The 24,087-nt window shown below is 72.3% G+C and carries 15 protein-coding genes; 4 read left to right on the top strand and 11 right to left on the bottom strand.

Annotated elements, in window-relative coordinates; genetic code table 11:
* Positions 1–84: 84 nt before the first annotated feature.
* From AB0399_RS22900 to AB0399_RS22890, 3 genes are all read right to left on the bottom strand, one after another.
* Positions 85–837 carry a GntR family transcriptional regulator gene (locus AB0399_RS22900; protein WP_328468808.1) on the bottom strand — a complete coding sequence of 251 codons (753 nt, stop codon included), beginning with the start codon at positions 835–837 and terminating at the stop codon, positions 85–87.
* 208 nt (positions 838–1,045) lie between these two features.
* Complete coding sequence (locus AB0399_RS22895; protein ID WP_366412596.1) at positions 1,046–2,086, bottom strand: DUF4190 domain-containing protein; 1,041 nt, start codon at positions 2,084–2,086, stop codon at positions 1,046–1,048.
* A gap of 26 nt (positions 2,087–2,112) precedes the next feature.
* Positions 2,113–2,631, bottom strand: coding sequence for a DinB family protein (locus AB0399_RS22890; RefSeq protein WP_366412595.1), 519 nt, complete (start codon positions 2,629–2,631; stop codon positions 2,113–2,115).
* A gap of 195 nt (positions 2,632–2,826) precedes the next feature.
* Between AB0399_RS22890 and AB0399_RS22885 the strand changes: the two genes are divergently transcribed.
* Positions 2,827–3,318, top strand: a complete 492-nt coding sequence (locus tag AB0399_RS22885) for an NUDIX domain-containing protein (RefSeq protein WP_328468800.1) — start codon at positions 2,827–2,829, stop codon at positions 3,316–3,318.
* 93 nt (positions 3,319–3,411) lie between these two features.
* On the opposite strand, the gene AB0399_RS22880 is transcribed toward AB0399_RS22885, so the two are convergent.
* From AB0399_RS22880 to AB0399_RS22870, 3 genes are all read right to left on the bottom strand, one after another.
* Positions 3,412–4,194 carry a ferritin-like domain-containing protein gene (locus AB0399_RS22880; protein ID WP_366412594.1) on the bottom strand — a complete coding sequence of 261 codons (783 nt, stop codon included), beginning with the start codon at positions 4,192–4,194 and terminating at the stop codon, positions 3,412–3,414.
* Positions 4,195–4,322: 128 nt separating this feature from the next.
* Positions 4,323–7,418 (bottom strand): glycoside hydrolase family 15 protein, encoded by a 3,096-nt coding sequence (locus AB0399_RS22875; RefSeq protein WP_366412593.1) that lies wholly within the window; start codon positions 7,416–7,418, stop codon positions 4,323–4,325.
* A gap of 136 nt (positions 7,419–7,554) precedes the next feature.
* Positions 7,555–9,858 carry a carbohydrate-binding module family 20 domain-containing protein gene (locus tag AB0399_RS22870; RefSeq protein ID WP_366412592.1) on the bottom strand — a complete coding sequence of 768 codons (2,304 nt, stop codon included), beginning with the start codon at positions 9,856–9,858 and terminating at the stop codon, positions 7,555–7,557.
* Positions 9,859–10,172: 314 nt separating this feature from the next.
* On the opposite strand from AB0399_RS22870, the gene AB0399_RS22865 reads away from it, so the two are divergent.
* Positions 10,173–11,129, top strand: a complete 957-nt coding sequence (locus AB0399_RS22865) for a methyltransferase domain-containing protein (RefSeq protein WP_366412591.1) — start codon at positions 10,173–10,175, stop codon at positions 11,127–11,129.
* A gap of 136 nt (positions 11,130–11,265) precedes the next feature.
* On the opposite strand, the gene AB0399_RS22860 is transcribed toward AB0399_RS22865, so the two are convergent.
* Positions 11,266–11,799 carry an EF-hand domain-containing protein gene (locus AB0399_RS22860; RefSeq protein ID WP_366412590.1) on the bottom strand — a complete coding sequence of 178 codons (534 nt, stop codon included), beginning with the start codon at positions 11,797–11,799 and terminating at the stop codon, positions 11,266–11,268.
* Positions 11,800–12,083: 284 nt separating this feature from the next.
* Here AB0399_RS22860 and AB0399_RS22855 point away from each other — a divergent pair, with 284 nt between their 5' ends.
* Positions 12,084–14,366 (top strand): SpoIIE family protein phosphatase, encoded by a 2,283-nt coding sequence (locus AB0399_RS22855; RefSeq protein ID WP_366412589.1) that lies wholly within the window; start codon positions 12,084–12,086, stop codon positions 14,364–14,366.
* Positions 14,367–14,478: 112 nt separating this feature from the next.
* On the opposite strand, the gene AB0399_RS22850 is transcribed toward AB0399_RS22855, so the two are convergent.
* From AB0399_RS22850 to AB0399_RS22835, 4 genes are all read right to left on the bottom strand, one after another.
* The gene (locus AB0399_RS22850; RefSeq protein ID WP_366412588.1) at positions 14,479–17,232 is read right to left on the bottom strand and encodes a phosphoesterase; all 2,754 of its coding nucleotides are present in this window, start codon (positions 17,230–17,232) and stop codon (positions 14,479–14,481) included.
* Positions 17,233–17,238: 6 nt separating this feature from the next.
* Positions 17,239–18,630 (bottom strand): ABC transporter permease, encoded by a 1,392-nt coding sequence (locus AB0399_RS22845; protein ID WP_366412587.1) that lies wholly within the window; start codon positions 18,628–18,630, stop codon positions 17,239–17,241.
* On the bottom strand, positions 18,627–19,571 hold the full coding sequence (locus AB0399_RS22840; protein WP_366412586.1) for an ABC transporter ATP-binding protein: 945 nt from the start codon (positions 19,569–19,571) through the stop codon (positions 18,627–18,629). Before AB0399_RS22840 ends, AB0399_RS22845 begins: the two co-directional genes overlap by 4 nt.
* Positions 19,572–19,849: 278 nt before the next feature.
* Positions 19,850–21,196: a ricin-type beta-trefoil lectin domain protein gene (locus AB0399_RS22835; protein WP_366412585.1), complete on the bottom strand. Its 1,347-nt coding sequence runs from the start codon at positions 21,194–21,196 to the stop codon at positions 19,850–19,852.
* Positions 21,197–21,755: 559 nt separating this feature from the next.
* On the opposite strand from AB0399_RS22835, the gene AB0399_RS22830 reads away from it, so the two are divergent.
* The gene (locus AB0399_RS22830) at positions 21,756–24,008 is read left to right on the top strand and encodes an RICIN domain-containing protein (RefSeq protein WP_366412584.1); all 2,253 of its coding nucleotides are present in this window, start codon (positions 21,756–21,758) and stop codon (positions 24,006–24,008) included.
* The last annotated feature ends 79 nt before the right edge of the window (positions 24,009–24,087 follow it).

Genomic DNA, 24,087 nt, shown 5'->3' with positions numbered 1-24,087 from the left:
GGCGCGGCGGGGCCGACACCCCGCAGCACCCCGCAGCCAGCGCCCAGCGGCGCCCCGCGGCGCGGTGCGGGGCGCCCTACGGCCTCAGCGCACGGGCAGGTGGTAGACGGCCCGGTAGCGCTCCGCCGGGATCACCACGTCGGCCGTCTCCACCGGCCGCCCCGACGCGTAGTACGTGCGGCGGATCTCGATCACGATGTGCCCGGGCACGCCGCCCAGCGCCGAGGTCTCCTCGGCCAGCCCCGGCCGCGCGCCGACCTCCTCGGACATGTGGTCGACCAGCACGTCGATCGCCGCCATCCGGGGCACCACGCCCTGCCCGCCGACCGGCCCCTCCTCCGGGAGCAGCACCGGGGTGCGGGCGGTGAGCGCCAGTGGCTCCCACGAGGTGGAGAGCATCGACGGCTCGCCCTCGGTGCGGAACAGGTAGCGGGTGCGCATCACCCGGTCGCCGACCTGGACGCCCAGCCGCTCCGCGATGTCGGCGGACGCGGAGTCCTGCACGCTGCGGGACTCCCAGGTGCCCTTGCTCTCCTCGTCGGCCTGCTCCTGGCGGTAGGGGCTCGGCAGACCGGTCGGCCGGAATCCGCTGCGCACGATCCTGCGCCGCTCGGGCCGCTCGCGCACGTAGGTGCCCGAGCCCGAACGGCCCTCCACGTAGCCCTCCGCCATCAGCACCTTGCGCGCCTCCAGGGCCACGGTGTCCGAGACGCCGTAGTCGCTGCGGATGCGGGCCTGCGAGGGCAGGCGGGCGTGCGGCGGCAGCGTGCCGTCGAGGATCTTCCGCCGCAGATCCCCGGCGACGCGCAGATAGGCAGGCTGCTCACCGAAGGCCACGTGCCCCTCCCAGGGGTTGACTGTGTGCGACAGCTTGGCAACCCTCGGTGCACGACCGCAAGCTCTCCCCTGAACGTCACCCGACGTGCGGGAGCCCGGATCGGAGCCCGTACGGACCTCCCACCGTGCTCGTACGCCGCACCCGTCACGCTCCCGCCGGGCTCGCGCGCCCCGCCGCCCTTCACGCGGCCGGCGGATCAGGGACGGATCAGACGCCCACCCCCGAGTCGCCGCCGTCATCGGACGAGCCGCCGTCGGACGAGCCGCCGTCGGAGGAGCCGCCGTCGGAGGAGCCGTCAGACCCCTTGCCGTCCGACCCGCCCCGCACCGAACCGGTCACCTTGGCGTCGGCGTCGCCGAAGAAGCAGGTCACCGAGCGGTCGCCGGTGGCCCACAGCGACTTCTGCGGGCCGAAGAAGAACAGCCGCATGCCGTCCTGGAGCGACCCGCCGTCCAGGTACTCGCTCATCTGCTTGCCGCAGGTCGCCTGGGCCTCGCTGGTGATCGCGTCGACGCCCGGATAGGAACCGCTCGTGCTCGGGTCGAGGGTGTAGGTGTAGAACGCCTCGGCGTCGTGCGCCTTGGCGCAGTCGACCACGTTCACCGTCCGGGACACCTTCGCGCCCCCCTCGAACTCCTTGAGCGAGTGCCCGACCGTGTTGAAGCACTGGCCGGCCTTGATGTCCTGGACCTTGGTGTTGCCGTCGTCGTCCAGCACGCCGAGCGCGCCGAGCGTGATCAGCAGCGCGGTCAGCAGGGTGGTGATCGAGTTGATCGTGATGCCCGCGATGGCCAGGCCGCGCCCGCGCTGCCCCTGCCGCTTGCTCTGCTTCAACCCGCCGATGCCAAGACCCAGGCCGAGCAGCGGAACGCAGGTGAAGGACGTCACCAGCGAGGCGATCGACAGCCCGTTGGTGGTGCGGTTCGCCGCGTACCAGCCCGCGCCGGGCCCCGGATACGCGGTGTACTGCCCGGGAATCCCCGGCCCGCCCGGAGCCGCGTACGGATTCGGGTTCGGCTGCTGGTAGGGCCCCGGGCCGGCGCCGTAGGGCGACTGGCCGTCGCCGCCGTACGGCGAGGGCTGCGCGTACGGCGTCTGCGGATAGCCGTACGGCGGGCCGGACCCGTACGGCGAGGAGGAGCCGCCGTAGGGCGGATCGGGGGCGGGGGGCGGCGGCGGGGGGCCGGCCGGGTATCCCCCGGGCGGCGGCGGCTGGTCCTCAGGGGACGGCGGCGGAGATATGTCCACCAGGGGAGTTTACGATCCCCTTACCGCTACGCCCCCACCGTCCCGTCGACTCCTTCGCGCAGGAAGTCCGCGTGGCCGTTGTGCCGTCCGTACTCCAGCAACACGTGCACCATCACCATCCGCAGGCTCACCTCTTCCTCCCACCTGGGCTGGTATCCGGCCGCGTCCAGCGACGCGGCCGCCGCCTCGATCCGCCGGGAGGCCGCGACCTCCGCCTCCCACGCGCCGAACGCCTCGGCCCGGGTCGAACCGCTCGCGTCGTACGCCGCCTGGAAGTCGATCTCCCGCGACCACACCATGGGGGCGTCGTGGTCCTCGAACACCCGCCGGAACCAGGCCCGTTCGACCTCCGCCATGTGGCGCACCAGGCCCAGCAGCGACAGCGTGGACGGCGGCATCGAGCGCTGCCGCAGCTCCTCGTCGCCGAGCCCCGCGCACTTCATCGCCAGCGTGGCCCGGTGGTAGTCGAGAAACGCCCGCAGCATCTCGCGCTCCGTCCCGAAGTTCGGCGGCCCGACACGTACGTCCTCGATCTCGCTGGTCATGGCAGGAGCCTAGAGGAGCACGGCGGGCCGCCGAACGGCAGGCGGAGCCTTGCGGGTCAGGGGCGCGCGGGTCGAACGCGGTGGCCCGGGCGCGGGCCTCCCGCCAGCCGATCTGCGCGCGTACGTCACCGCGTGCCGGCCGGCGGCAGGGGGGCGCGTTGTGGCGTCAGGGGAAGGTGCGCCATGATCCGACGGATGGACCAACGTACTCACACCTGCCTGTGTTTCTGCCTGCGCGACGGCGCCGACGGCCGTACGGAGGTGTTGCTCGGGCGCAAGAAGACGGGGCTCGGCGCGGGGAAGGTGGTCGGTCTCGGCGGGCACGTGGAGCCGGGCGAGAGCGCGGCCGAGGCAGCGGTGCGCGAGGTGGCCGAGGAGTCGGGGCTGGTGGTCGACGCGGCCGACCTGCGCTCCGCGGCCGTCGTCGACTGGCGGTTTCCGGCCCGGCCGGCCTGGGACATGTGGGTCACCGCGTTCACCACGTCCCGCGTGCTCGGGGAGGCCGCCGAGACCCGCGAGATCGCGCCGCTCTGGGTGCCGGTGGACGCGCTGCCGCTCGACTCCATGTGGGACGACGCCCGCCATTGGGTTCCCCAGGTGCTGGCGGGACGCACCCTCGACGCGGAGATCGTCTTCTCCGACGACAACGAACACGTCGCCTCCGCCACGATCCGTACGGTGCCCTGACCCGCCCGGGTGGTGTGTTCTGCCGGTTCAGGGACCACCTGCCGGTGCGGGGTTGCTCGCGCCGTTCCTCCCCCGGAGCCTCGCCCGGGAGGGTCAGGCTCGCGCGGGGACGGGGGCGCTGCCGAGGGCGTCGCGGCGCAGGGGCATCGTGAGCGTCGTCATGCGGCGCCAACCGTGCACGCGCTCGTAGAGGTAGGTGAGGTGGATGCCGAAGCGGATCAGCGCGGCGGTGGGCGCCGGCCAGCGCAGGATGCGGCCCATCCGGGCCATCACTGCGAGGCTCACGTCGCGGTGCACCCGGATCTCCGCGTGCGCGCACTCGCGCAGCACGCGGTGGATGACCCGGCCGTGCCCGGCGGCAGCCAACCGCAGCAACTCCTCGTGGCAGTAGGCGAGGTGGTTGTCCTCGTCGTGCGAGATCGCCCGGACCGCGCGGCCGACCTCCGGGTGCTCCGCGAAGTACCTGAGCAGCAGCGCCATCTGCTCGGACGCGCGCTGCTCGGTGACCCGGCTGTGCGCCAGATACGTGACGATGTCCTGCTCGGTCAGCGGCTGGTCCGCGCGCAGCCGGGTGTGGGCCAGCCCGATACCGGCCCGCTCCAGCAGCATCGTGTAGTCGGTGTCGGCCGGCACCGGCACCGGCTCCAGCCCGCGCTTGCGCAGCAGCGCGTTGAAGATCCGGCCGTGCTTGTCCTCGTCGGCGCCGTGCCGGGCGATCTTCGGGGCCAGCTCCCGCTGCGAGGGGGGCACCAGCACGGCGATCCGGCCGTTCTCCCAGCCGCCCTGGGCCTCGCCGCTGGCCGCGATGGAGCAGAAGAGCCGGTAGGCGTCGTCGTCGTCCACGATCGAGGTGAACAGCCCGCGCACCGAAAGCATCCCGTACCCCTCTCGCCGCCCAGCAGGTATCAGCGCCAGTCAAGGTTGGCCCCGGCCGGTCCGCAACCGCATCGGCCCCGCGGTTCGCCCATCCGGGTGACTCCCGCGGGACCGTGCGGCCGGCCGGTTCAGCAGCCGCCGTACCCCTCCCAGTTCGCGACGGTGTCGTGCTGGGTGCCGCCGTCGATCACGAGGGTGCGGTTGCCGACGTAGGCGCAGCCGGCGGTCTCCTCGTTGTTCGCCCAGGCACCGCCGAGCGTGTACTTGTACTGGATGGTGGTGGGCCCGGCGGCCTTGACGGTGGCGGTCCAGTGGGTGGCGTCGACGCGGGTGAAGGCGATCCCGTCCGGTGCCCAGTCGGCGGCGCCCCCGCCGAGCGCGGACAGGGTGCCGGCGAGGTAGACGGTCTTGCCGCTGGGGTCGGTGGCGGCGGGCACCGTCAGGTCGATCACCTCGACGTTGTTCGCGGTGGTGGTGGCGGTGACGGCGGCGGAGGCGTCGGACTCGTTGCCGTCGGTGTCGTAGGCGGTGACGGTGTAGGTGTACGCGGTGGTGGGCGTGAGGCCGGTGTCGGTGTAGGTCGTGCCGGTGGTGGTGCCGGCCAGGGCGGTGGTGCCGCTGCCGGTGGCGCGGTAGACGCGGTAGCCGGCCACGGTGCCGCCCGAGGTGTCGGTGGCGGCCTGCCAGGTCAGCGCGGCGGTGGTGCTGGTGGCGGTGGCCTTCAGGCCGGTCGGGGCCTGGGGCGGCGGTCCGGGCGTCTTGGTGGTGACGTGGATGCTCGCCGAAGCGGGCGAGGTGCCGACGTTGTTGGAGGCGGTGACGTAGTAGGTGTAGCCGGTGGCGGCGTCCAGGCCGCTGTCGGCGTAGGTGGTGTCGGCGGTGGTGGCGACCAGGGCCGCGGTGCCGCTGCCGGTGGCCCGGTAGACCTGGTAGCCGGCCGCGCGCGCGTCGCCGGTCCAGGACAGGGTGACGCCGGTGGTGCGGACCGCGGTGGCCGCGAGGCCGGTGGGCGCGGCCGGGGCCTCGGTGGGCGGCGCCGCGCACGCGTCGAAGGTCTGGCAGACGGCGGTGGGCGTGTCCACGTCCTGGCCGGCGGAGATGTCGACGGCCAGCCGCACGTACTGGGCCATCGCCCACATCAGCGGGGTGGCGGAGTTGTCGGGCTTGCCGGAGGTGAAGCCGTTGGCGCCGGTGCTGCCGCCCCAGACCTGCTCGGAGATCTGGTGGTCGGCGGCGGCGCCGGCCATGGTCCCGAGCGCGGACTGCGCGCCGGTGAGGTCGCAGGCGGCCACCTCGTACTCGCCGCGCTCGCCGGTGAGCACCGGCCAGGGCTGCCCGGTGCCGGCGCCGGTGTAGTCCGCGCCCGAGCCGGTCTCGCCGTAGCCGTCGAAGCCGTAGCGGTGGTCGATGGCGCCCTCGGGGGTCTGCACGGCGATCTGCGCGTCGTCGACGGCGAGGGTGTTCGTCACCTCGGTGGACTTCGGGGCCAGCACCCCGAGCCGGACCAGGTCGAGGAAGCTCTGGTCGACCACGGTCCGGTCGTCGTGGTTGCCGCCGCCGTTGGCCAGGCCGATGGTGGCGCCGGAGTCCGGCTGACCGTCAGGGGTGATCCGCAGGAAGTAACTGCCTTTCCCGTACGAGCCGTTGGTGGTGTAGGTCCAGCTGTCCACCTTCGACGCCCAGTCCTTGGCGGTGGCCAGCCACGAAGTGGCGTCCGCGGTGTCGCCGTTGGCGGTGGCGAGCTGCGCGGCGCAGACCAGGCCGGCGATCTCGGCGGCGATGGTGGCCGGGGAGTAGCCGCCGTTCTCCTCCCAGCGCTCCTGCCCGGTGGTGGGGCCGTGGGCGGCGATGAAGGCGGCCAGCAGCTTCACCTTGGCGAAGTCCGCGGCGCCGGTGCGGCCCAACTGGTAGGCGAGGATGATCGGATCGGCCTGCTCGTCCTGCTGGTTGCCGCCCCACATCGGGTTGCCGTTCAGCCAGGTGTTCTGCTTGACCTGCCCGTTCGCGGACATCTCGTAGTCGAGGATGTACGTCAGCGCGTCGCTCGCGTCCTGCTTGTCGCCGACGGCCAGCAGCGCGGAGGCCATCTGGTACTCGTCGCGGGTCCACACCAGGTGGTAGCCGTGCTGCCCGCCGCCGTCGGCGCCGACCGACGCTCCCCACGGGGTGGACGGCGAGGCGACGAAGGCACCGGTGTACGTCTTGTCCTCGTCGGCCTTCAGCTCCATCAGTGAGATCTCGTACTGCGTGAGCAGGTCGGGGCTCGAAGCGACCGACGCCGGCGGCGAGTCGAGGCCGGCCCACCAGTCGTGCCAGCCGGACTGGAAGGCGCCCTCGGTGGCGGCGAAGCCGGCCGCCAGCGACGCGGAGGCGTCCGAGACGGCCGCGGCGGTGGTCGCGCCGAAGGCCAGCGCCATGGTGAAGGTGGTCGAACCGGAGGCGGCGACCGGGATGCCCGCGGTCTGCTCGATGTGGCCGGGGCTGGGCACCGCGCTGTAGGGGGTGGACAGTTCGTGGCCGCCGGTGAGCTGGGTGCTGCCACTGCTCGCGGTGCCGACGTAGCCGGTGGAGGCGGTGGTGAAGGGCACGGAGGCGGCGAGTGCGCTGGCCACCGGTCCGTTGGACGCGGTGAGGTCGCCGCTGGCGGCGTCGGTGCCGCCGCTGTTGCCGTTGCCCTGGTTGTCCAGTTGGGGCAGGTAGTCCGCGTAGAGCGCCAGCGGGGTGGCGGAGTTGTTGGTGAAGGTGGTGTGCACCAGGATCACCGAGCGGGCCGGGTCGGCGACGTAGGTCTTGGTGATCGTGTACGCGCCGGAGGTGGCGGTGTTGGTCTGGGTGAAGGTCGGCGACCTCGGGTCGGCGAGGGTGACCTGGTGGGTGGTGGAGCCGATCTCGTCGTCGGTGAAGGTCGATCCGTCGCTGACGTAGAACTGGAGGCCGTAGGTGTCCGGGTTGTCGGTCTGCGGGTAGTACACGTTCTGCAGCGCGCCGTTGGCGAGCAGGTACCAGACCTTGGAGTCCGGGCCGATCGCGGTGGCGTAGCCCTGGGTGCCCAGCGGCTCGTTCCAGCTGGAGGCGGAGCCGGGGCCGCCGGGGGCGGTCGCGGCGCCGGCCGGCGGGGAGGTCCAGGCGACCGCGGCGGCGAGCAGGCCCGCGCAGGCGGCGGCGACGGTGAGCAGGCGTCGGCGGGGTGGGGGCGCGTCGGACGGGCGGAGCGGCATATGCATGACTGCCTTCCGGGTGGGGGGATCTGCGAGGGAGGGCGAGGTGCCGTCGGCGTGGGGTGCCTTCGGCGAGGCCCGGACACGCGCCGGTCCGGGCCCGTCGCGGGGCGACCGCCTTGCTGGCGGACTTCCAGGCGCCTTACTTCCAGGTGTCGTTGAGCGTGAGCGTGCCCGAACCGCCGGTGCCGGCGGTGCGGTTGGCGCCCGACTCCCATGTCACGTTCCCGGAGGCGTCCTTGAGGATGTACTTGTACTCGAAGGACGTGTTCGGCGGCAGGTTCGCGGTGCCGGACCAGTGCGCCTGGTCGGTGGAGCTGAGCGCGATCGCCTGGGCGGGGGCCCAGTCGCCGAGCACCGGGATGGAGCCGGTCACGTAGACCTTCTGGCCGGCGGGCGCGGACTCCGCCTCGTGGAAGGCGACGGCGACCTGGTTCGCGCCGCCGGAGGACTGGACGCCCCAGGTGTCGTCCAGGGTGCCGCCGGCGCTGCCGGTGTCGGCGGTGTGGTTGTTGCCCGGCTCCCATGTCACGTTCCCGGAGGCGTCCTTGAGGATGTACTTGTACTCGAAGGACGTGTTCGCCGGGAGGTTCACCGCGCCGGTCCAGTCGGTGCCGTCGGTGGAGTCCAGCGGGATCGCCTGGGTGGTTTCCCAGCCGGCCAGCGCCGAGACGGAGCCGACCAGGTAGACCTGCTGGCCGGCGGGCGCGGCCTCGGACTCGTGGAAGGTCTCGGTGACGGTGCCGGCCGGCGGGGTGGTCGGGGGCGTCGTCGGCGGCGTGGTGGGCGGGGTGGTCGTCGAGGTGCCGGCCCGGTACAGCGCGACGGAGTCGTGCGCGGGCACGGTCACCGAGGCGGTGCCGTCCGAGCCGACGGTGACGGTGGAGCCGCTGCAACCGCCGGAGGAGGTGAGGTCGCCGTGGATGACGTCGCAGTACGTGCCCGCGGCCAGGCCGGTGGTGAAGGTGGCGGTCACCGCGGAGTCGCTGTTGTTCAGGCTGATCCACGCCTGGTCACCGCGGCTGAACGCGATCGCGTTGTTGCCGTTGTCCCACCAGTTGGCGACCTGCCCGCCCTGGGCCGCGTTGTGCCAGCCGACCATGTTCGCGATGCCCTGCACCCGGTCGGTGCACACCCACGCGCTGGAGGAGCAGTCGGTGTTGGTGACGTAGCCGTTGCCGTCGGCCGGCGGGGAGTCGTCGGAGCTGTTGAAGGCGAAGCCGGAGTACACCGTCGGGGCGCCGTATCCCCAGGCGAGCATGAACTCGGTGGCCAGCGTGTACTGCGAGCCGTTCTTGTAGTTCAGGGTGCTGCCGTTGCGCTCGGTGTCGTGGTTGGTGACCATCGCGCCGTCCTTGTCGGCCGGCTCCAGGCCCCAACTCTGGCCGAAAGTCTTGAGGTTGGCGATGTTCCCCTGGAACTGCGCCTTCATCGCGTTGGCGTAGTCGAAGCCGATCACGCTGCCGTTGGACTCGAACGCGGCGGGCGCGAGGTTGCCGCCGCTGCCGAGCGCGACCTCCTGCAGGACGTACGGCCGCGCGCCCCACTCGGTGTCGGAGAGCCGGGACTCGATGTTCGCCATGTCGGACTGGTTGATGTGCTTGGCGGAGTCGACCCGGAAGCCGTCGACCCCGTAGCCGATCAGCTTGTTGAGGTATCCGGCGATCTTGCCGCGCACGTCGTCGGTCTCGGTGTAGAGGTCGGCGAGGTTGGACAGGTCGCACTCCTGGACCTGGGTCTGGTTGTTCCAGTCGTCGATGGCCATGTCGGCGTTGGGGCAGTTGGCCGGGGAGGTGTGGAAGTCCGAGGAGGCGTAGGGGACCTGGCCGTAGGACTTCGAGCCGACGTTGAAGCTGTCGCCGCCGTAGGAGTCGGTGCTGGCCTGGTCGTTGCCGGACATGTGGTTGATCACCGCGTCGGCGTAGACCTTGACGCCCGCGTCGTGGCAGGCGGTGACCATCGACTGGAACTGCGCCTCGGTGCCCATCCGGCTGTTCAGGTCGTAGCCGACCGGCTGGTAGATCTCCCACCAGGGGTGCGCGCCGGACAGCCGGATCGAGTCCTGCGGCGGGGCGACGAGCACCGATCCGTAGCCCTTGGGGCCGAGTTGGGTGGTGCACTCGTTCGCGACCGACGGCCAGTTCCACATGAAGAGGTTGGCGGTCACGTCGCTGCCGTTGCCGCCGCTCGCGGCCGCGGTGGTGGCGGGGCCCGCGTGCGCGGTGCCCTGGACGGCGGCGAGCGGGACGACGGCGCCGGCCACCAGGGCGGCGGCGAACAGGGCCCGGCGGACGCCTTGTCGGCCCCCGCGCCGCGGAGTCCGCGGCCGGCCGCCGTGCGGCTCGGCGTGGCGCGACGCCGAGGAGGGCGGCTCCGAGGAGGGCGGCTCGAAGCAGGGCGGCTCCGCGCGGTGGGGGGGATCGGCGCGGTCTGGTGAGCGAAGCATGGATGGCTCCCGCTGATGGTGGAGGACTGCGGCATGCGTACGCGACCACCCGGCTCCGACGCGCCTCGGACGAGCGGCCCGGTGGCCCTCCCGTGGGCCCCCGGAGCCAACCGCCGCGGCAGGCACGACGGTTGAACGCGAGGTAGACCATGCTCCGGACCGGCAGCCCCGTCAAGACGTGCTGCAACAACTTTCCTGGTGTTGCAGAAAGCTTGCGCAGTGCGGTCCAGGGCAGGCCGGGGAGAATCACCTTTTGAGGTGGGTTACCGGGAAATCACCGAGGACGGCCCGGTACGGCTGCCACGGTTGCGGGCATGGACGCAGATACGACGCCCGCTCCTGACCTGCAGGACGGCCACGCCGGAGACCGGACCGAGCCCCGCACCCTCGCCGAGGCTGAGCGCGAGTCCGTTCCCGAGCCTCGATCCGAGCCCGGGGCCGAGCTGGCCGTCGGACCCGGGGCCGGGCCCGGGACCGGCGCTCCGGTCTGGAGCCAGGAGCGCTACCGGGACGGGATGTTCAGCCACGCCGTCGACGGCGAGCGCGGCCGTCTCCAGCTGCTGGAGTCCGTGCTCGACGAGGCCACCCGGTCCCGGCTGACCGCGCTCGGCCTGAAGCCCGGTGACGACGTGCTGGAGGTCGGCGGCGGCGCGGGGTCGGTGGCCCGCTGGACGGCCGGGCAGGGCGCCCGGGTGACCGTGACCGACCTGGACACCGCCTTCCTGGGCGATCTGTCCGGGTCCGGGGTACGGGTGCTGCGGCACGACATGTACACCGAGGACTTCCCGCCGGAGTCGTTCGACGTGGTGCACACCCGCTTCGTCCTGCTGCACCTGCCCGACCCGGACCGGGCGGTGGCGCGGCTGGCGAGCTGGCTCAAGCCGGGCGGGGTGCTGCTGGTCGAGGAGCCGGCGTCGTTCCCGGTGCTCGACTCCCCGCACGCGGCGTACTGCACCGTGATGCGTGCCTTCCGGGACCACCTGGAGCACGCGCTCGGGTCCCACACCGCGTGGGCCCGGAGCCTGCCGGTTCCCTTGCAGCGGGCCGGACTCGGCGAGGTCGGCATCGACCCGCGGCTGCAGGTCGTGTACGGCGGCGGGGCCGAGACGCGGTGGTGGCAGATGACCCTGGAGCAGGCGCGCGAGGGGATCGTGGCGGCGGGCCTGGCGCGCGACGCCGACTTCGAGGCGGCCTACCGGGAGATGGACGCGCCTGACTTCGTCGACCTGTCCGTGGCGGTGTTCGCGGCGTGGGGCCGGCGGGTGCTGTGACACCGGCCGACCCCACGGTCCCGGCGGGCCGCGCGGGACGCCGTCCGGCCACCGGCGCGGCCCCCGCGCGGGCGGGCCGCGGCCGCGCCCCCGATCGGCTCTCGTACGGCTCTCAGGAAGCTCCCCGGGCAGCTCCTCAGACGGCCGGGGCGCCGACCAGGTGGTCGGCGGGGATGCCGCCCTTGAGCGGGTGGTAGTAGTCCTTGATGGCCTCCACCCAGACCGGCACCGTGACCCGGTCGGCCGCGTCGGGCGCGAACGCGTCGAACAGCGCGTGGATGTTGGGGAGCCGGAAGCCGATCGCGGTCATCAGCGCCACGAACAGCGGGCGTTCGATCAGGCCGTCGCCGTCCGGATCGCCCAACGCGGCCAGGGCGTGGGCGAAGTCGGCGATCGCGTCGTCGAACCGCTCCGGCGCGAGCACGCACGCCTGGAACTCCTCGTAGCTGATCCGGCCGTCCTGGTTGGCGTCCAACTCCGTGACCAGCGTGGTCCAGTAGCGCTGGAAGGCGGACGCCATCGCGGCCCTGGCGGCGTCGTCGGAGGCGGTCGCCGCTTCGGCCACGCGCCGGTTCATCAGGTCGAAATCGTCGGGTTCGAGGTATCCGTTGCCGTCCGCGTCGAACAGCGTGAAGACCAGCTTGACTCGGTTGACCGCTTCGGTGCGCATCCTGTCCCGCCTTCCGTCGGAATCCGGGGGCACCGGGGACCCCCGGAGACTCTGCGGTTCCACTGTGCGAGCCTCCGTGCCGCCCCGGCCCGGGAACGGCCCGGCTTCACCGCAATGAGTGAGCCTCCCGGGACAAACCCGGCGGAGCCGGCGCACGGAGGCTCCGCACGGCGGTCACGGGGCTCGCGTACGGCGCTCCCGGGCCCGCGGCGGGCGGCGGGCGCTGCCGGGCGCGGTGGCGCGCCCGGCGCGCGGGCGGTCGGCGCGCGGGTTTCAATGGGCGTATGGGTTCGAGCGGGCCTGGGCGGCGAGGCGACGCCGACGGGCCGGAGGGACCGGCGCGCCCGTCGCGAGGCGACGCGGCGCTGGTGGTGGACGCCCGCAAGACGGTGGTGAGCTGCACCAGGCGGGCGGCGGCGCTGCTCGGATGCAGCCCCGACGCGCTGCGCGGCCGCGATGTCGTGGACCTGTTCGAGGACCCCGGGACCTGGTCCGTGCTGGCGTCGGGCGCGCTCGGCGGCCGGCAGAACACCGGCGGGGTGGTGCTGCTGCGGCCCGGCGGCGGGACGCTGCACGTCCGGCTGCGGGTGTCCGTCCTGGTGCCGGACGGCGCGCACGGCGCGCACTTCCTGCTGCGGATGGCGCAGGGCGGCCCGCCGGGCCCGGACCGGGCCGAGCCGGGCGCCGCGGCGCAGGACCCCGGCCCGAGCGCAGAGGACACCGAGCCGCGCGCCGAGGACGGCCCGCTGAGACGCCCGCGGCTGGCCACCGCGGGCGTCAGCGCGTCGGAGCGGGCCGACCTGCGGTACGCGTCCGCGGCGGCGATCGGCGGGTCACTGGACATCACCCGCAACGCGGAGGACCTGGCGGCCGTCCTCGTGCCCGCCTTCGCGGATCTGGCCGCGGTCGACCTGACGCTCTCGGTGCTCCAGGGCGAGGAGCCCGCCCCGTTCACCGGCGCGACCCCGTTGAGCAGGGTGGCCGTGGCGTCGGTCGGCGAGTGGCCGCAGGAGCTGTACCCGCGCGGCGCCACCCTGACCGTCGGCGACGTCGCGAGCGAGCAGGTACGGCGCGGCGCCGCGGGCTTCCTGCCCGACCTCACCGAGCTGCGGTCGCTGCTGGCGGCGCGGGAGGAGCGGTCCCGGCTGTTCCTCCCGCCCGGCGCCACGTCGCTGCTGCTGATGCCGGTGCAGGCGCGCGGCCTGGTCCTGGGCACCGTGCTGCTCTGGCGTACCGGCCGGCGCCGCCCGTTCGACGAGAACGACGCCGGCCTCGCCGACGAGGTCGCCTCGCGGGCCGCGCTGAGCATCGACAACGCGCGCCGCTACACCAAGGAGCGCCGTACCGCCGAGACCCTTCAACGCAGCCTGCTGCCAAGGGTGGTGGAGGAGAGCACGGCGGCCGAGACGTCCGGCGTGTACGTGCCCGGCGGCACCCCCGAGGGCATCGGCGGGAGTTGGTTCGACGTCATCGAACTGTCCTCCGCCCGGGTCGCGTTCCTGGTCGGGCGGGTGCCCGGGCACGGGCTCGGCGCGACCGCCGCGATGGGCCGGCTGCGCGCCGCGGTGGGCACCCTCGCCGACCTGGACCCGGCGCCCGACGAACTCCTCAGCCACCTCGACGACCTGGTCGTGCGCTTCGCGAACACCGACGACCGCGACCCGGTCCACACCGGTATCGAGGGCGCGCTGCGCGGGGCCTCCTGCGTCTACGCGACCTACGACCCGCTCACCGGCCGCTGCCTGATCGCGTCGGCGGGGCACCCGGGACCGGTCCTGGTACGGGGAGGGGCCGCCGGGCCCGGCCAGGTCGCCGCACCCGATCCGGCCGGACCCGACGCCGCCGAACCGCCTGCCGGGGCCGAACCCCCGGCGGCGGCCGAACCGCTGGTCGCCGAGCAGGTCGAGGTCACCGCGGGCCCGCCGCTGGGCACCGGCAACGGGCCTTTCGAGATGGCCGAGTTGCTGCTGTCCGCCGGAGACGTCCTGGTCTTCCACAGCGACGGCGCCGCACCGCGCGACGACCCGGCCGGGCACCGCCGGCAGGCGGCGGTCGCGGAGGTCGCGCGGTCGGCGGCGGCGAGCGGCCGCTCGATGGCGGACGCCGGCCGCGAGCTGCTCGGCCGCCTCTCCGACCCGGCCCCCGACCACGACCAGGCCCTCCTGCTGGCCCGCACCCGCGAGTTGCCCGCCGACCGGACCGCCGGGTGGACGGTGACCGCCGACCCCGAGGCGGTGGCCGAGGTCCGTTCCGGCGTCACCGACCAGCTCACCGCCTGGGGCCTGACCGAACTGGCCTTCAGCACCGAGCTGATCGTCAGCGAACTGGTCACCAACGCCATCCGGTACGCGGGCGCGCCGATCACCGTCCGGCTGATCAAGGATCAGCGGCTGATCTGCGAGGTCTCCGACCCCAGCCAGACCCAGCCGCACCTGCGCCGCGCCCGCCTCACCGACGAGGGCGGCCGCGGGCTGTTCCTGATCGCCCAGCTCACCCACCGCTGGGGCAGCCGCTACACCCCCGAGGGCAAGACCATCTGGACCGAGCAGCTCCTCACCCCCCGCTGACCGCTCCCCCGCCCCGTTCCGCCGCCGCCCCCGCCCGTGGCCGCGACAGGGCCCCCGGACGGCGTGCTGCCGTCCGGGGGCCCTTCGACGCTGTCGGTCTCAGTCGTCGGTGTCAGTCGTCGTTGTCCGCCGACGGGATGTAGGCGCCGGGTACGGCGTCCGGTGCGTAGATCTTGCTCTCACCGGGGTACGGCTTCGCCCAGTTGTGCGTCTGGTACCAGGTGAAGTGGTTCATCTGGGCCGGCGGGGCGTAGTCGGGCACGGCGTTGGGGCCGGTCAGCCGCTGCTTCGACTTCCAGGCGTTCCACTGGGCCGCCACGGTCTTCTCGGCCGCCGGCACGCTCACCGACGGCACGGCCGCCGCCTTGGGGTCCTGCGGTGCCGGGGTGTCCACGCCGCAGGACGGCGGGGTGGTCACTCCGGCGGTCAGCGAGGTCCGGTTGGGCAGCGCCGTGAACGGGGTGTCGTCCGGCTTGGCCCGGAACGCGCCCGTCATCGGGCTGGCCGCGCTGTCCTTCTGGTTCATCGGGTGGATGCCGAGGATCTGCTCGATGGTGCGGACCATGGTGATCTGCGAGTAGTAGTGGTCGTCCACCACGCCGTGCTGCGCGTAGGGGCTGATGATCTGGATCGGCGCGCGGTGGCCGTCGACGTGGTCGAGGCCGGCCTGGGAATCGTCCTCGACGACGAAGATCGCCGAGTCCTTCCAGTACTTGCTGTGCGAGATCGTGTCGACCATCCGGCCGACGGCGAGGTCGTTGTCGGCGACCTGGGCGGCCGGGCTGGCCGGACCACCGGTGTGGTCGCTGGAGAGCCAGAACATGTTCAGGTTCGCCGGACCGTTCTTCTCGAAGTCCTGCTGCCAGATCTGCTCCCGGTAGATGTCCGGGACGCTGGTGTCGAACTTCGGGAAGGTGGGCAGCGAGACGTTGTTCAGCGACGGGATCGGCGAGGAGGAGTCGAGGGTGTAACCGCTCGGCTGCCCGGTCGCGTTCATGTTCCTGGCGTCGCAGTACAGGTTCTGCCAGCTCGCGTCGGCCGGCTTGGTCAGGAACTGCTGGAACTCGCCGAAGTCGCGCACGGTCTTCCCGGCGGCCTGCGCGCCGGTCCACAGGAAGCCGCTCTTCTGGTGGCCGAGCGCGTCGTCCTCGGTGTCGTAACTGCGCGTGTACTCACCGGCGGAGGACTCGGTGTACTCCGGATCGTCGGCCTGCATCAGCCAGTTGTGGCCCTCGGCGGAGTTGGTGCCGATGTCGTAGGTGTTGTCGTACAGCCCGAACTGCGTGGCCAGCGCGTGCTGGTTGGGCGTCACGTTCTCGCCGAACTCCGTCAGCGCCGGGTCGCCGTCGCCCTGCGGCATGTCGCCGAGGACCTGGTCGTAGGTCCGGTTCTCCTTGACGATCAGGAAGACGTGCTTGATCGTCGACGGGTCGCCCACCCGGGCCGGGACCGGCACCGCCTTCGCCTTGTGGCCCTTGGCGAGCTTGACGTCGCTGCTGGTCCAGCCGTTCTGCTGGAAGACCTTGGCGGTCTCGGCCTTGATCACGCGGTCGTTCGGCAGCGTGAAGTGCGTCAGGCTGGACGTCGTGTCGTGGGTGCCGTGCCCGGCGCTGGTGGTGGGGCGGCGGGAGTCGATGCCGCGGGTGTTGGAGACGACCACCTGCTTGCCGACGGTGGTGATCTCCGCGGGGAAGTAGTCCGTCGGGAGCAGGCCGACGTAGCTGACCGGCTCCTGCGCGGTGCGGTACTTGTAGACGGCGATCGCGTTGGCGCGGCCGAGCGTCACCAGCAGGTGGCCGTCGTCGGTGAGCGTGACCGCGTCGGGCTCGTAGCCGACCGACGCCTCCGGCCAGGGCTTGGTGGAGATGGTCTGGACGACCTTGCCGCGGGCGGTGTCGATGACCGCCACGTCGTTGCTCGCGGTGTCGGTGACGAACACCGTGCCCTTCTTCGCGTACAGCGCGGTCGGGTGCAGGCCGACGTTGATGGTCGCGGGGGCGGCGGCCGGCTTCGCCAGGTCGATGACGCTGACGGTGCCGGTGGTGGTGGCGCCGGTCACCGGGCTGGCCGGCACCTGGGTGTTGTAGGAGTTGAGCGTGGTGTCGCCGCTCTTCGCCGGCCGGCCGCCCTCGTTGCTGACGTAGAGCTTGCCGCCGACCTGCACGAGGTCGCGCGGCGCGTTGCCGACCGCCCAGCTCTGCTCGATGGCGCCGGTCGCCGCGTCGATGGCGACCACCCGGTTCTGGCCGTTGACCGCGGAGTACACGGTGGAGCCGTCGGCCGAGAACACCGCCGCCCCGACCAGGGCGTGCTTGGCGCCGTCCGCCGGGATCTTGACGGACACCGGGTCGGCGAGGGTGCCGTCGGCGTTCACGGTGAAGCGGGTGTAGCCGTCGGTCTGGCCCAGCCACAGCTGCGAACCGTCGGGCGAGTACGACGGGCCCTCCTGGCCCACGTCGTTGCCGCTGATCCGCAGGTTCGCCGCCGCGTTGTTGCCGACGAGCTGCTGCACCTTCCAGGTCTTCAGGTCCACAATGGTCAGCGCGCCGTCGCCATCGGTGACCGAGGCCGCGAGGTGGGTGCCGTCCGGGCTGACCGAGGACGACATGATCTTGCCGTCGTTGATGACGAGGCGGTCGCCGTACGGCGCGAGGTACTGGTCGCTGGAGATGACCTGGCCCTTGTCGGTGGTCTGGCCGACCTGCTCGGTGCCGAACTGGTGCGTCTGGGCGAAAGCGGTGCCGGTGGCGCCCAGCGCGAGCGTGGTCAGGCCCGCCGTGACCAGGATCGTCCGGCGGCCGATGCGCCGGCCGAGAAAGACGACATGCGCCTTCTCGGCCCGCCTTCGGCGGCGTGTTACCTGCATCAGGTGCTATCCCTTCGAGGTGGCGTGGAGCAGTTCGACGTTGCCGTCGAACTGCCAGAGCGGGTTCGGCGCGTCGCCGGTCGGGGAGCGCACCAGGAAGTAGCCGTTCACTTCCTTCGGTCCGTCGCCGTCGGCGACGAACCGCCCGTCGGAGGTGACGTCGAGCTGGTAGACGGCCGTGCCCGGGGCCTGGACGCCGGGGAGGTGCCAGGTGACGACGCAGCGCCAGTCGTTGCCCGCGCCCTTGGCGGCGACATGGCCGTCGCTCTTGTCGCACGCCGCCGTGACCCGCAACTGCGCCTCGGTGACGGCGGGGCGGTTGAGCTGCTCGGTCTGCATCCGGTACAGGTGCCCGAAGGCCGTGGCGACCGACCGCTGCAGCTTGTTCCGGTCGATGCCGGAGCCCGTCGAGGGGGTCGCGACGGCGACGACCGCGACCGTGACGGCGAGCAGTCCGGCCAGCGGCAGCAGCCCGACGGTGATCGCGCGGCGTCCGGAGCCGTCGTTGGTCAGGTTGGTGAAGTCGCGCCGAAGGAAGAGCAGATAGGCCAGCGCCGTCGCGGCCACCGCCCACACCAGGCTGACCGCGATGCCGATCAGCAGCGGCCCGACCTGCGCCGGGCTGGTGAACAGGCCGTTCCAGGCGATGAACGCGTAGCCGGGCAGCGCCAGGCGTACGGCGACGGGCAGCGGCAGGAGCTGGGCCAGTTGCATCGCGAGCGCGACGAGCGCGGGCAGCAGCAGCCCCATCGGGGACCGGCCCAGCACGACCGACCCGAGCAGGCCGATCGCGGCGAGCGCCAGCGTCGGGGCGAGCGCGCAGGTCCAGGCGAGCAGGACGTTCCCGGCGGCGGACGACGGCGACAGCAGGTGGCCGTCGAGACCGACCAGCGGGTGGTTGCCGACCGCCGCGAGGCCGCCGACCACACCGGACGCGGTCAGCCCGACCACGAGCAGCAGGATGACGGTGAGGCTGGCCAGTGCCTTCGCCGCGAAGATCCGTCGGTGCGACCTGACCGCCACCAGCAGGTGGCGCCAGGTGCCGAGCCGGTCCTCGGCGGCGAAGACGTCGCCGGCGACCAGCGAGGTCAGCAGCGGGAGCGCCCAACTGCCGGCGAACCCGAGCACCACCAGCGGCCCGGCCCACCCGGTGGCGTGCATCCAGCGGCCGAAGAGCGTGTCGGAGGGGAGCGTGCTCTGCTCACTCACCGCGGCGACGAAGAGAGCCGGCGCGATCCAGCAGACGAGGACCAGCAGCCGGACGCGCCACTGGGAGACCAGCTTGACCAGTTCGAAGCGGTAGGCACGCGCCACCGAGACGGGGCGCACCCCGACGGCGGTTCCGCCGTCGTCGGCGGCGGTCGCGGCCGTGTCCACGGTCGTCGGCGGCGCGGTCATCGGCCGGCCTCCTCTTCTTCTTCGGTGAGGGCGAGGAACGCGGCTTCGAGTGGCGACGACACGGGGGCGAGCTCGCGCACCGCGACGCCGGACCTGACCAGCCCGGCCACCAGTTCGTCGAGCGCGGGCACCAGGGCCCGGACGACGAGCGCTTCGGCGCCGCGCCAGGCCCGGGCGTCGTCCACGACGGTGATCCCGGCGGTGTCGGCGGCCAGCCGTCGGGCGGCCGGCAGGTCGGAGCTGAGCAGCCGGTAGTCGAGTTCGCGGTTCTCGGCGGCGAGCTTGCTCAACGGGCCGGAGAAGACCACCCGCCCGGTGGCGAGGATGGTGGCCTCGGAGCAGAGCGCCTCCAGGTCGTCCATGCGGTGGCTGGAGACCACCACGGCGGTGCCGTCCGCCGCGAGCCGGGTGAGCACCCCGTGGACGTGTCTCTTCCCGGCCGGGTCGAGGCCGTTGGAGGGTTCGTCGAGCACGAGCAGCCGGGGCCTGGTGAGCAGGGCGGCGGCGAGCCCGAGCCGCTGGCGCATGCCCAGGGAGTAGCCGCGGACCCGGTCGTCGGCGACGTCGGTGAGCCCGACCTGGTCCAGTACGTCGCCGATCGCGCCGGTCCGCGGGTCGTGACCGCGCAGCGCGACCAGCGCGGCAAGGTTCTGCCGGGCGGTGAGGGAGGGGTACAGGCCGGGTCCGTCGACGAAGCCGGCGACGCCGTCGGGCGCGGCGAGCGCCCGCCCGACCGGTGCGCCGAGGATCTCCAGGCGCCCGCCGTCGGCGACGGCCAGGCCCAGCAGCAGGCCGAGCAGGGTGGTCTTGCCCGCGCCGTTCGGCCCGACCAGGCCGTGGATCTGACCCTGCGCCACATCCAGATCGATCCCGTCGAGTGCGACGACATCGCCGAAGCACTTGGTGATCCCACGTGCCCGGACCGCGAGGGGTGTGTCCATGAGTCCCTTCCTCCTGAGCCTCAAGGGACCCTAGGGACCGCACACAGCGCCGCCACGGACGTCGAGTTGAACACTTGCGGAACACCCGGCGACCGGAATCCGGCACTCCGATGCCCGCGCCGTGACCGCGGGTCGACCACGCGTGAAAGCCGCTGGTCAGGGCCGGTGGTGATCCGGGCACGGCTGCGGGCCGGACCGGGTCGAGGGGCGGTGGACGCTCCCCGGCCGGGCCGGCCCCGACCGCGGCCCCGGAGCCGGGGCCGCGGCTTGGCGTCAGCTCAACTCGGCAGGGTCCACTGCTGGTTGGCGCTGTCGGCGCAGGTCCAGATCTGCAGCCGGGTGCCGTTGGCCGAGCTGGGGCCGGTCGCGTCCAGGCACTTGCCGGACGCGGGGTTCAGCAGCTCGCCGTTGGACTGGTGCTGCCAGACCTGCGCGCCGGTGCCGTTGCAGTCGTACAGCTGCACCTGGCTGCCGTCGGCGGTGCCGGCCGCGGCCACGTCCATGCACTTGCCCAGCGCGGTCAGGGTGCCGTCCGAACCCACCGTCCACTGCTGCGCGTTGGTGCCGTTGCAGTCGTAGAGCTGCACCGCCGTGCCGTTGGCGCTGGAGGCGGACGCCACGTCCACGCACTTGCCGCCGTATCCGGTGATCCGGCCGGTCGTGCCGCCGCCCGGCGGGGTGCTGCCCCCGCCACCGGTCAGCTGGTTGAAGATCCGGGAGTAGGCGTAACCGACGCCCTTGTCGTAGTAGTCGACCTCCCAGAACGACAGCTCCTGCACGCCGTTGGACGCGGCGAAGCTCTCCAGCGTCTGCGCGTCGGACTGCGAGAAGTACTCGTTGTCGTCGTTCTGGCCCGCGATCGGGGTCAGCCCGAGCCGGCCGTAGGCCGCCGACGTGGAGATGCCGTAGAGGCCGGCGAGCTGTCCCGCGGTGGCGCGGGCGCCGGACTCGGCGTCGTTGAGCGCGTTCTCGCCGTCCCCGAAGTCCATCGTCATGATGTTGACCGCGCTGACGTTGACGCCCTTGCTCTTGGCGTCGGTGAGGACGCCGTACTCCTGGGAGGGCAGGCCGTTCGGGGCGACGGCGAGGGTGTAGGCCACCTGCACCGCCGGGTTCTGCGCCTGGAGCGCGGCGAGCGCCTGGTTGCGGCGCTGGTTGGACGCGGTGTCGCCGAGCGTGCCGCCCTCGATGTCGAAGTCGAGCCGGGTGATCCCGTAGGTGTTGACGACGTTGGCGTAGGCGGCGGTGAGCGAGGAGACCGACGTGCAGGTCTGGGCGAGTTCCCCGCCCTCGGCCCCGCCGAAGGAGATGATCGCGGTGCCGCCGGCCGACTTGAGCGCGTTGATCTGCGAGGTGTACGCGCCGACCGAGTCGCCGCTGGCCTCCCACTCCGCGGTACAGCCGGACTTCGGGGTGAGGAAGGCGAGCGTGTAGTACTTCAGCCCGGTGGCGTTCATGTCCGACGCCATGTCGTTGGCCGTGTTGCCGTCGATCTGGAGGTAGGGGGCGGCGAAGTGGGCGGGCAGGCCGGTGTCGGCGTGGGCCTGGCCCGCAGCGCCGAGGAAGGCGGCGGCGGAGGCGAGGGCCATCGTGGCAAGGGACGCGATGCCGTGTCTGGGACGCATGCGTGGCTCCGTGTGGGCCGGTGGTGGGGGGGTGTTTCATCTCGGCCGAGCAGAACCGGAGTCTGCGACGGAACGCGAGACCGCGTCAAGGCTTCTGTAAGCAAACCTTCCTGACCGGATGCGTTCAGGCCGTACCGCCGAGTCAGCGCCCGCGCACCGCGGTTGACCCGCCACCCCGCCCCGACCTGTGCGTTCACAAGCTGTAGACACCTGCCGTCCAGTCCCGCCGCCCGGCCGTACCGGACCTCAACAGCGTCCAGAAGATGAAGACTTGACCATCCGCGCCGGGCGGACGGACCCGCGCCGCCGGGTGGCACCCGTGGCCACACCCGCCGGGGAGATCACCTGGTCCCCCGCGCCTCGGCACCGCTGACGTGCGGTGTCAGACCAATGTCTTGACATGCCCGCAACGGCTCTGCTTCTTTCATGAAACACACATTGCTGAGAGGCCGGACGTTCATCAGCCGCACGCGCGCCACCACGGTCGCGGGGGTGCGCTGGTCCGGGATGTGCCGCACTTCTTGTTTCAGAAACACGAACCCCGCTGGGAAAGGGCGTCATGAAACGTTTCTTGAAACTGGGCCGGACGGCGCGTCGCGCGGTCGGACCCGGAGCGGCCGCGGTACTCGTGGCCGCCGCGCTCTCCACGGTCGGCGCGGCCAGCGCGCACGCCGCCGTCTCCCCCTCGACCTGGTACAACCTGGTGGCCGGCAACAGCGGCAAGTGCGTGGACGCGGCGGCGGCCGCGACCGCCAACGGCACCGCCGTCCAGCAGTACACCTGCAACGGCAGCACCGCTCAGCAGTGGCAGCTCAAACCGGCCACCGACTCCGGCTACTACACGATCGTCAACGCCAACGGCGCGCAGCCCGCCATCGACGTGGACGGTCCGTCCACCGCCAACGGCGCGCTCATCCACCTGTGGTCCAACGGGGGGTGGAGCAGCCAGGAGTGGCAGCCGGTCCAGGAGAGCAGCGGCTCCTACCACTTCGTCAACCACTACAGCGGCCTGTGCCTGGACGTCCCCAGCGCCTCGACCGCGGACTCGGTGCAGCTGCAGCAGTACACCTGCAACGGCAGCAGCGCGCAGTCCTTCGCGTTGAACGACTCGGGCAGCGGCACCGGCGGCACTCCCCCGCCGACCAACCCGAACAACCCCGACCTCGGCCCCAACGTGAAGATCTTCGACCCGTCGATGTCGTCGTCGTCGATCCAGTCGACCATCAACTCGGTCTACAGCTCCCAGCAGTCCAACCAGTTCGGCAACAACCGCTACGCGCTGCTGTTCACGCCGGGCAGCTACAACGTGGACGTCCCGGTGGGCTTCTACACCCAGGTGGCCGGCCTGGGGGCGTCGCCCGACGACGTCTCGCTGACCGGCGGCGGGGTGCACGTGGACGCGGGCTGGTCGGGCGGCAACGCCACCCAGAACTTCTGGCGCGACGTGGAGAACCTCTCCGACACGCCCAGTTCGGGGACGCTGGAGTACGCCGTCTCGCAGGCCGACCCGTTCCGGCGGGTCGACGTGCACGGCAACATGATCCTGGACGACAACACCTCGGGGAACAACAGCAGCAACTGGTCCTCGGGCGGTTTCATCGGCGACTCGCGGGTCTCCGGCCAGGTCAACTCCGGTACCCAGCAGCAGTTCCTGACCCAGGACACCTCCATGGGCAGCTGGGCCGGGTCGAACTGGAACATGGTCTTCGTCGGCGACAACGGCGCCCCCGCCCAGTCGTTCCCGACCTACACCACGGTCGGCCAGTCCCCGACGGTGCGCGAGAAGCCGTACCTCTACACGGACTCGACCGGCCTGTACAACGTCATGGTGCCGAGCCTGCGCACCAACGCCACCGGCCCGGACTGGACCGGCGGTTCGACGCCGGGGACCTCGATCCCGATCACCCAGTTCTACGTGGTCAAGTCCGGTGACACCGCGGCCACCATCAACGCGGCGCTCTCCTCCGGGCTGAACCTGCTCTTCACCCCCGGCGTGTACCACCTGAACGCGCCGATCAACATCACCCGCCCGGACACCGTGGTGCTCGGCCTGGGCCTGGCCACGCTGATGCCCGACAACGGCGTCACCGCGATCACCACCGCCGACGTGGACGGCATCGACATCGCCGGGCTGATCGTCAGCGCGGGCACCACCAACAGCAGCTCGCTGGTGCAGATCGGCCCGGCCGGCGCCTCGGCGAGCCACGCGGCCGACCCGACCACGTTGCAGGACGTGTTCTTCCGGGTCGGTGGCGACGTCGCCGGGAAGGCCACCCAGTCCCTCGTCGTCAACAGCGCGAACACCATCGGCAGCGACCTGTGGATCTGGCGCGCCGACCACGGCAACGGCGGCACCGTCGGCTGGAACACCAACACCGCCGCCAACGGGCTGGTGGTCAACGGCAACAACGTCACGATGTACGGCCTGGCCGTCGAGCACTACCAGCAGTACCAGACGCTGTGGAAAGGCAACGGCGGGCGGACGTACTTCTACCAGTCCGAGATGCCCTACGACGTGCCGAACAACGCCAGTTGGACACCAGGCGGCGGGGAGAACGGCTACCCCTCCTACAAGGTGGCCGACTCGGTCACCTCGCACCAGGCGTGGGGGCTGGGCGTCTACTGCTACATGAGCACCAACCCGTCGGTGGTGGCCGACCGCGCCATCGAGGTGCCCGGCAGCGGATCGTCCTTCCACGACATGGTGACCGTCTCGCTGGGCGGCAGCGGCACCATCAGCCATGTGATCAACAACTCCGGCGGCCAGGTCAACGGCGGCACCACGGTGACCTATCTGACCTCGGGGCCGTGACGAGCACCGGCGCGGCGACCGCGTAGTGCGGTCGAGGGCGACGGGTCCGGCGCCGACGGCCTGCACCAGGTCGTCGGTG

The organism is Streptomyces sp. NPDC088194 (assembly GCF_040702025.1).
GTDB lineage: Bacteria > Actinomycetota > Actinomycetes > Streptomycetales > Streptomycetaceae > Actinacidiphila.
This window is presented reverse-complemented; position numbering and strand designations above follow the sequence as displayed.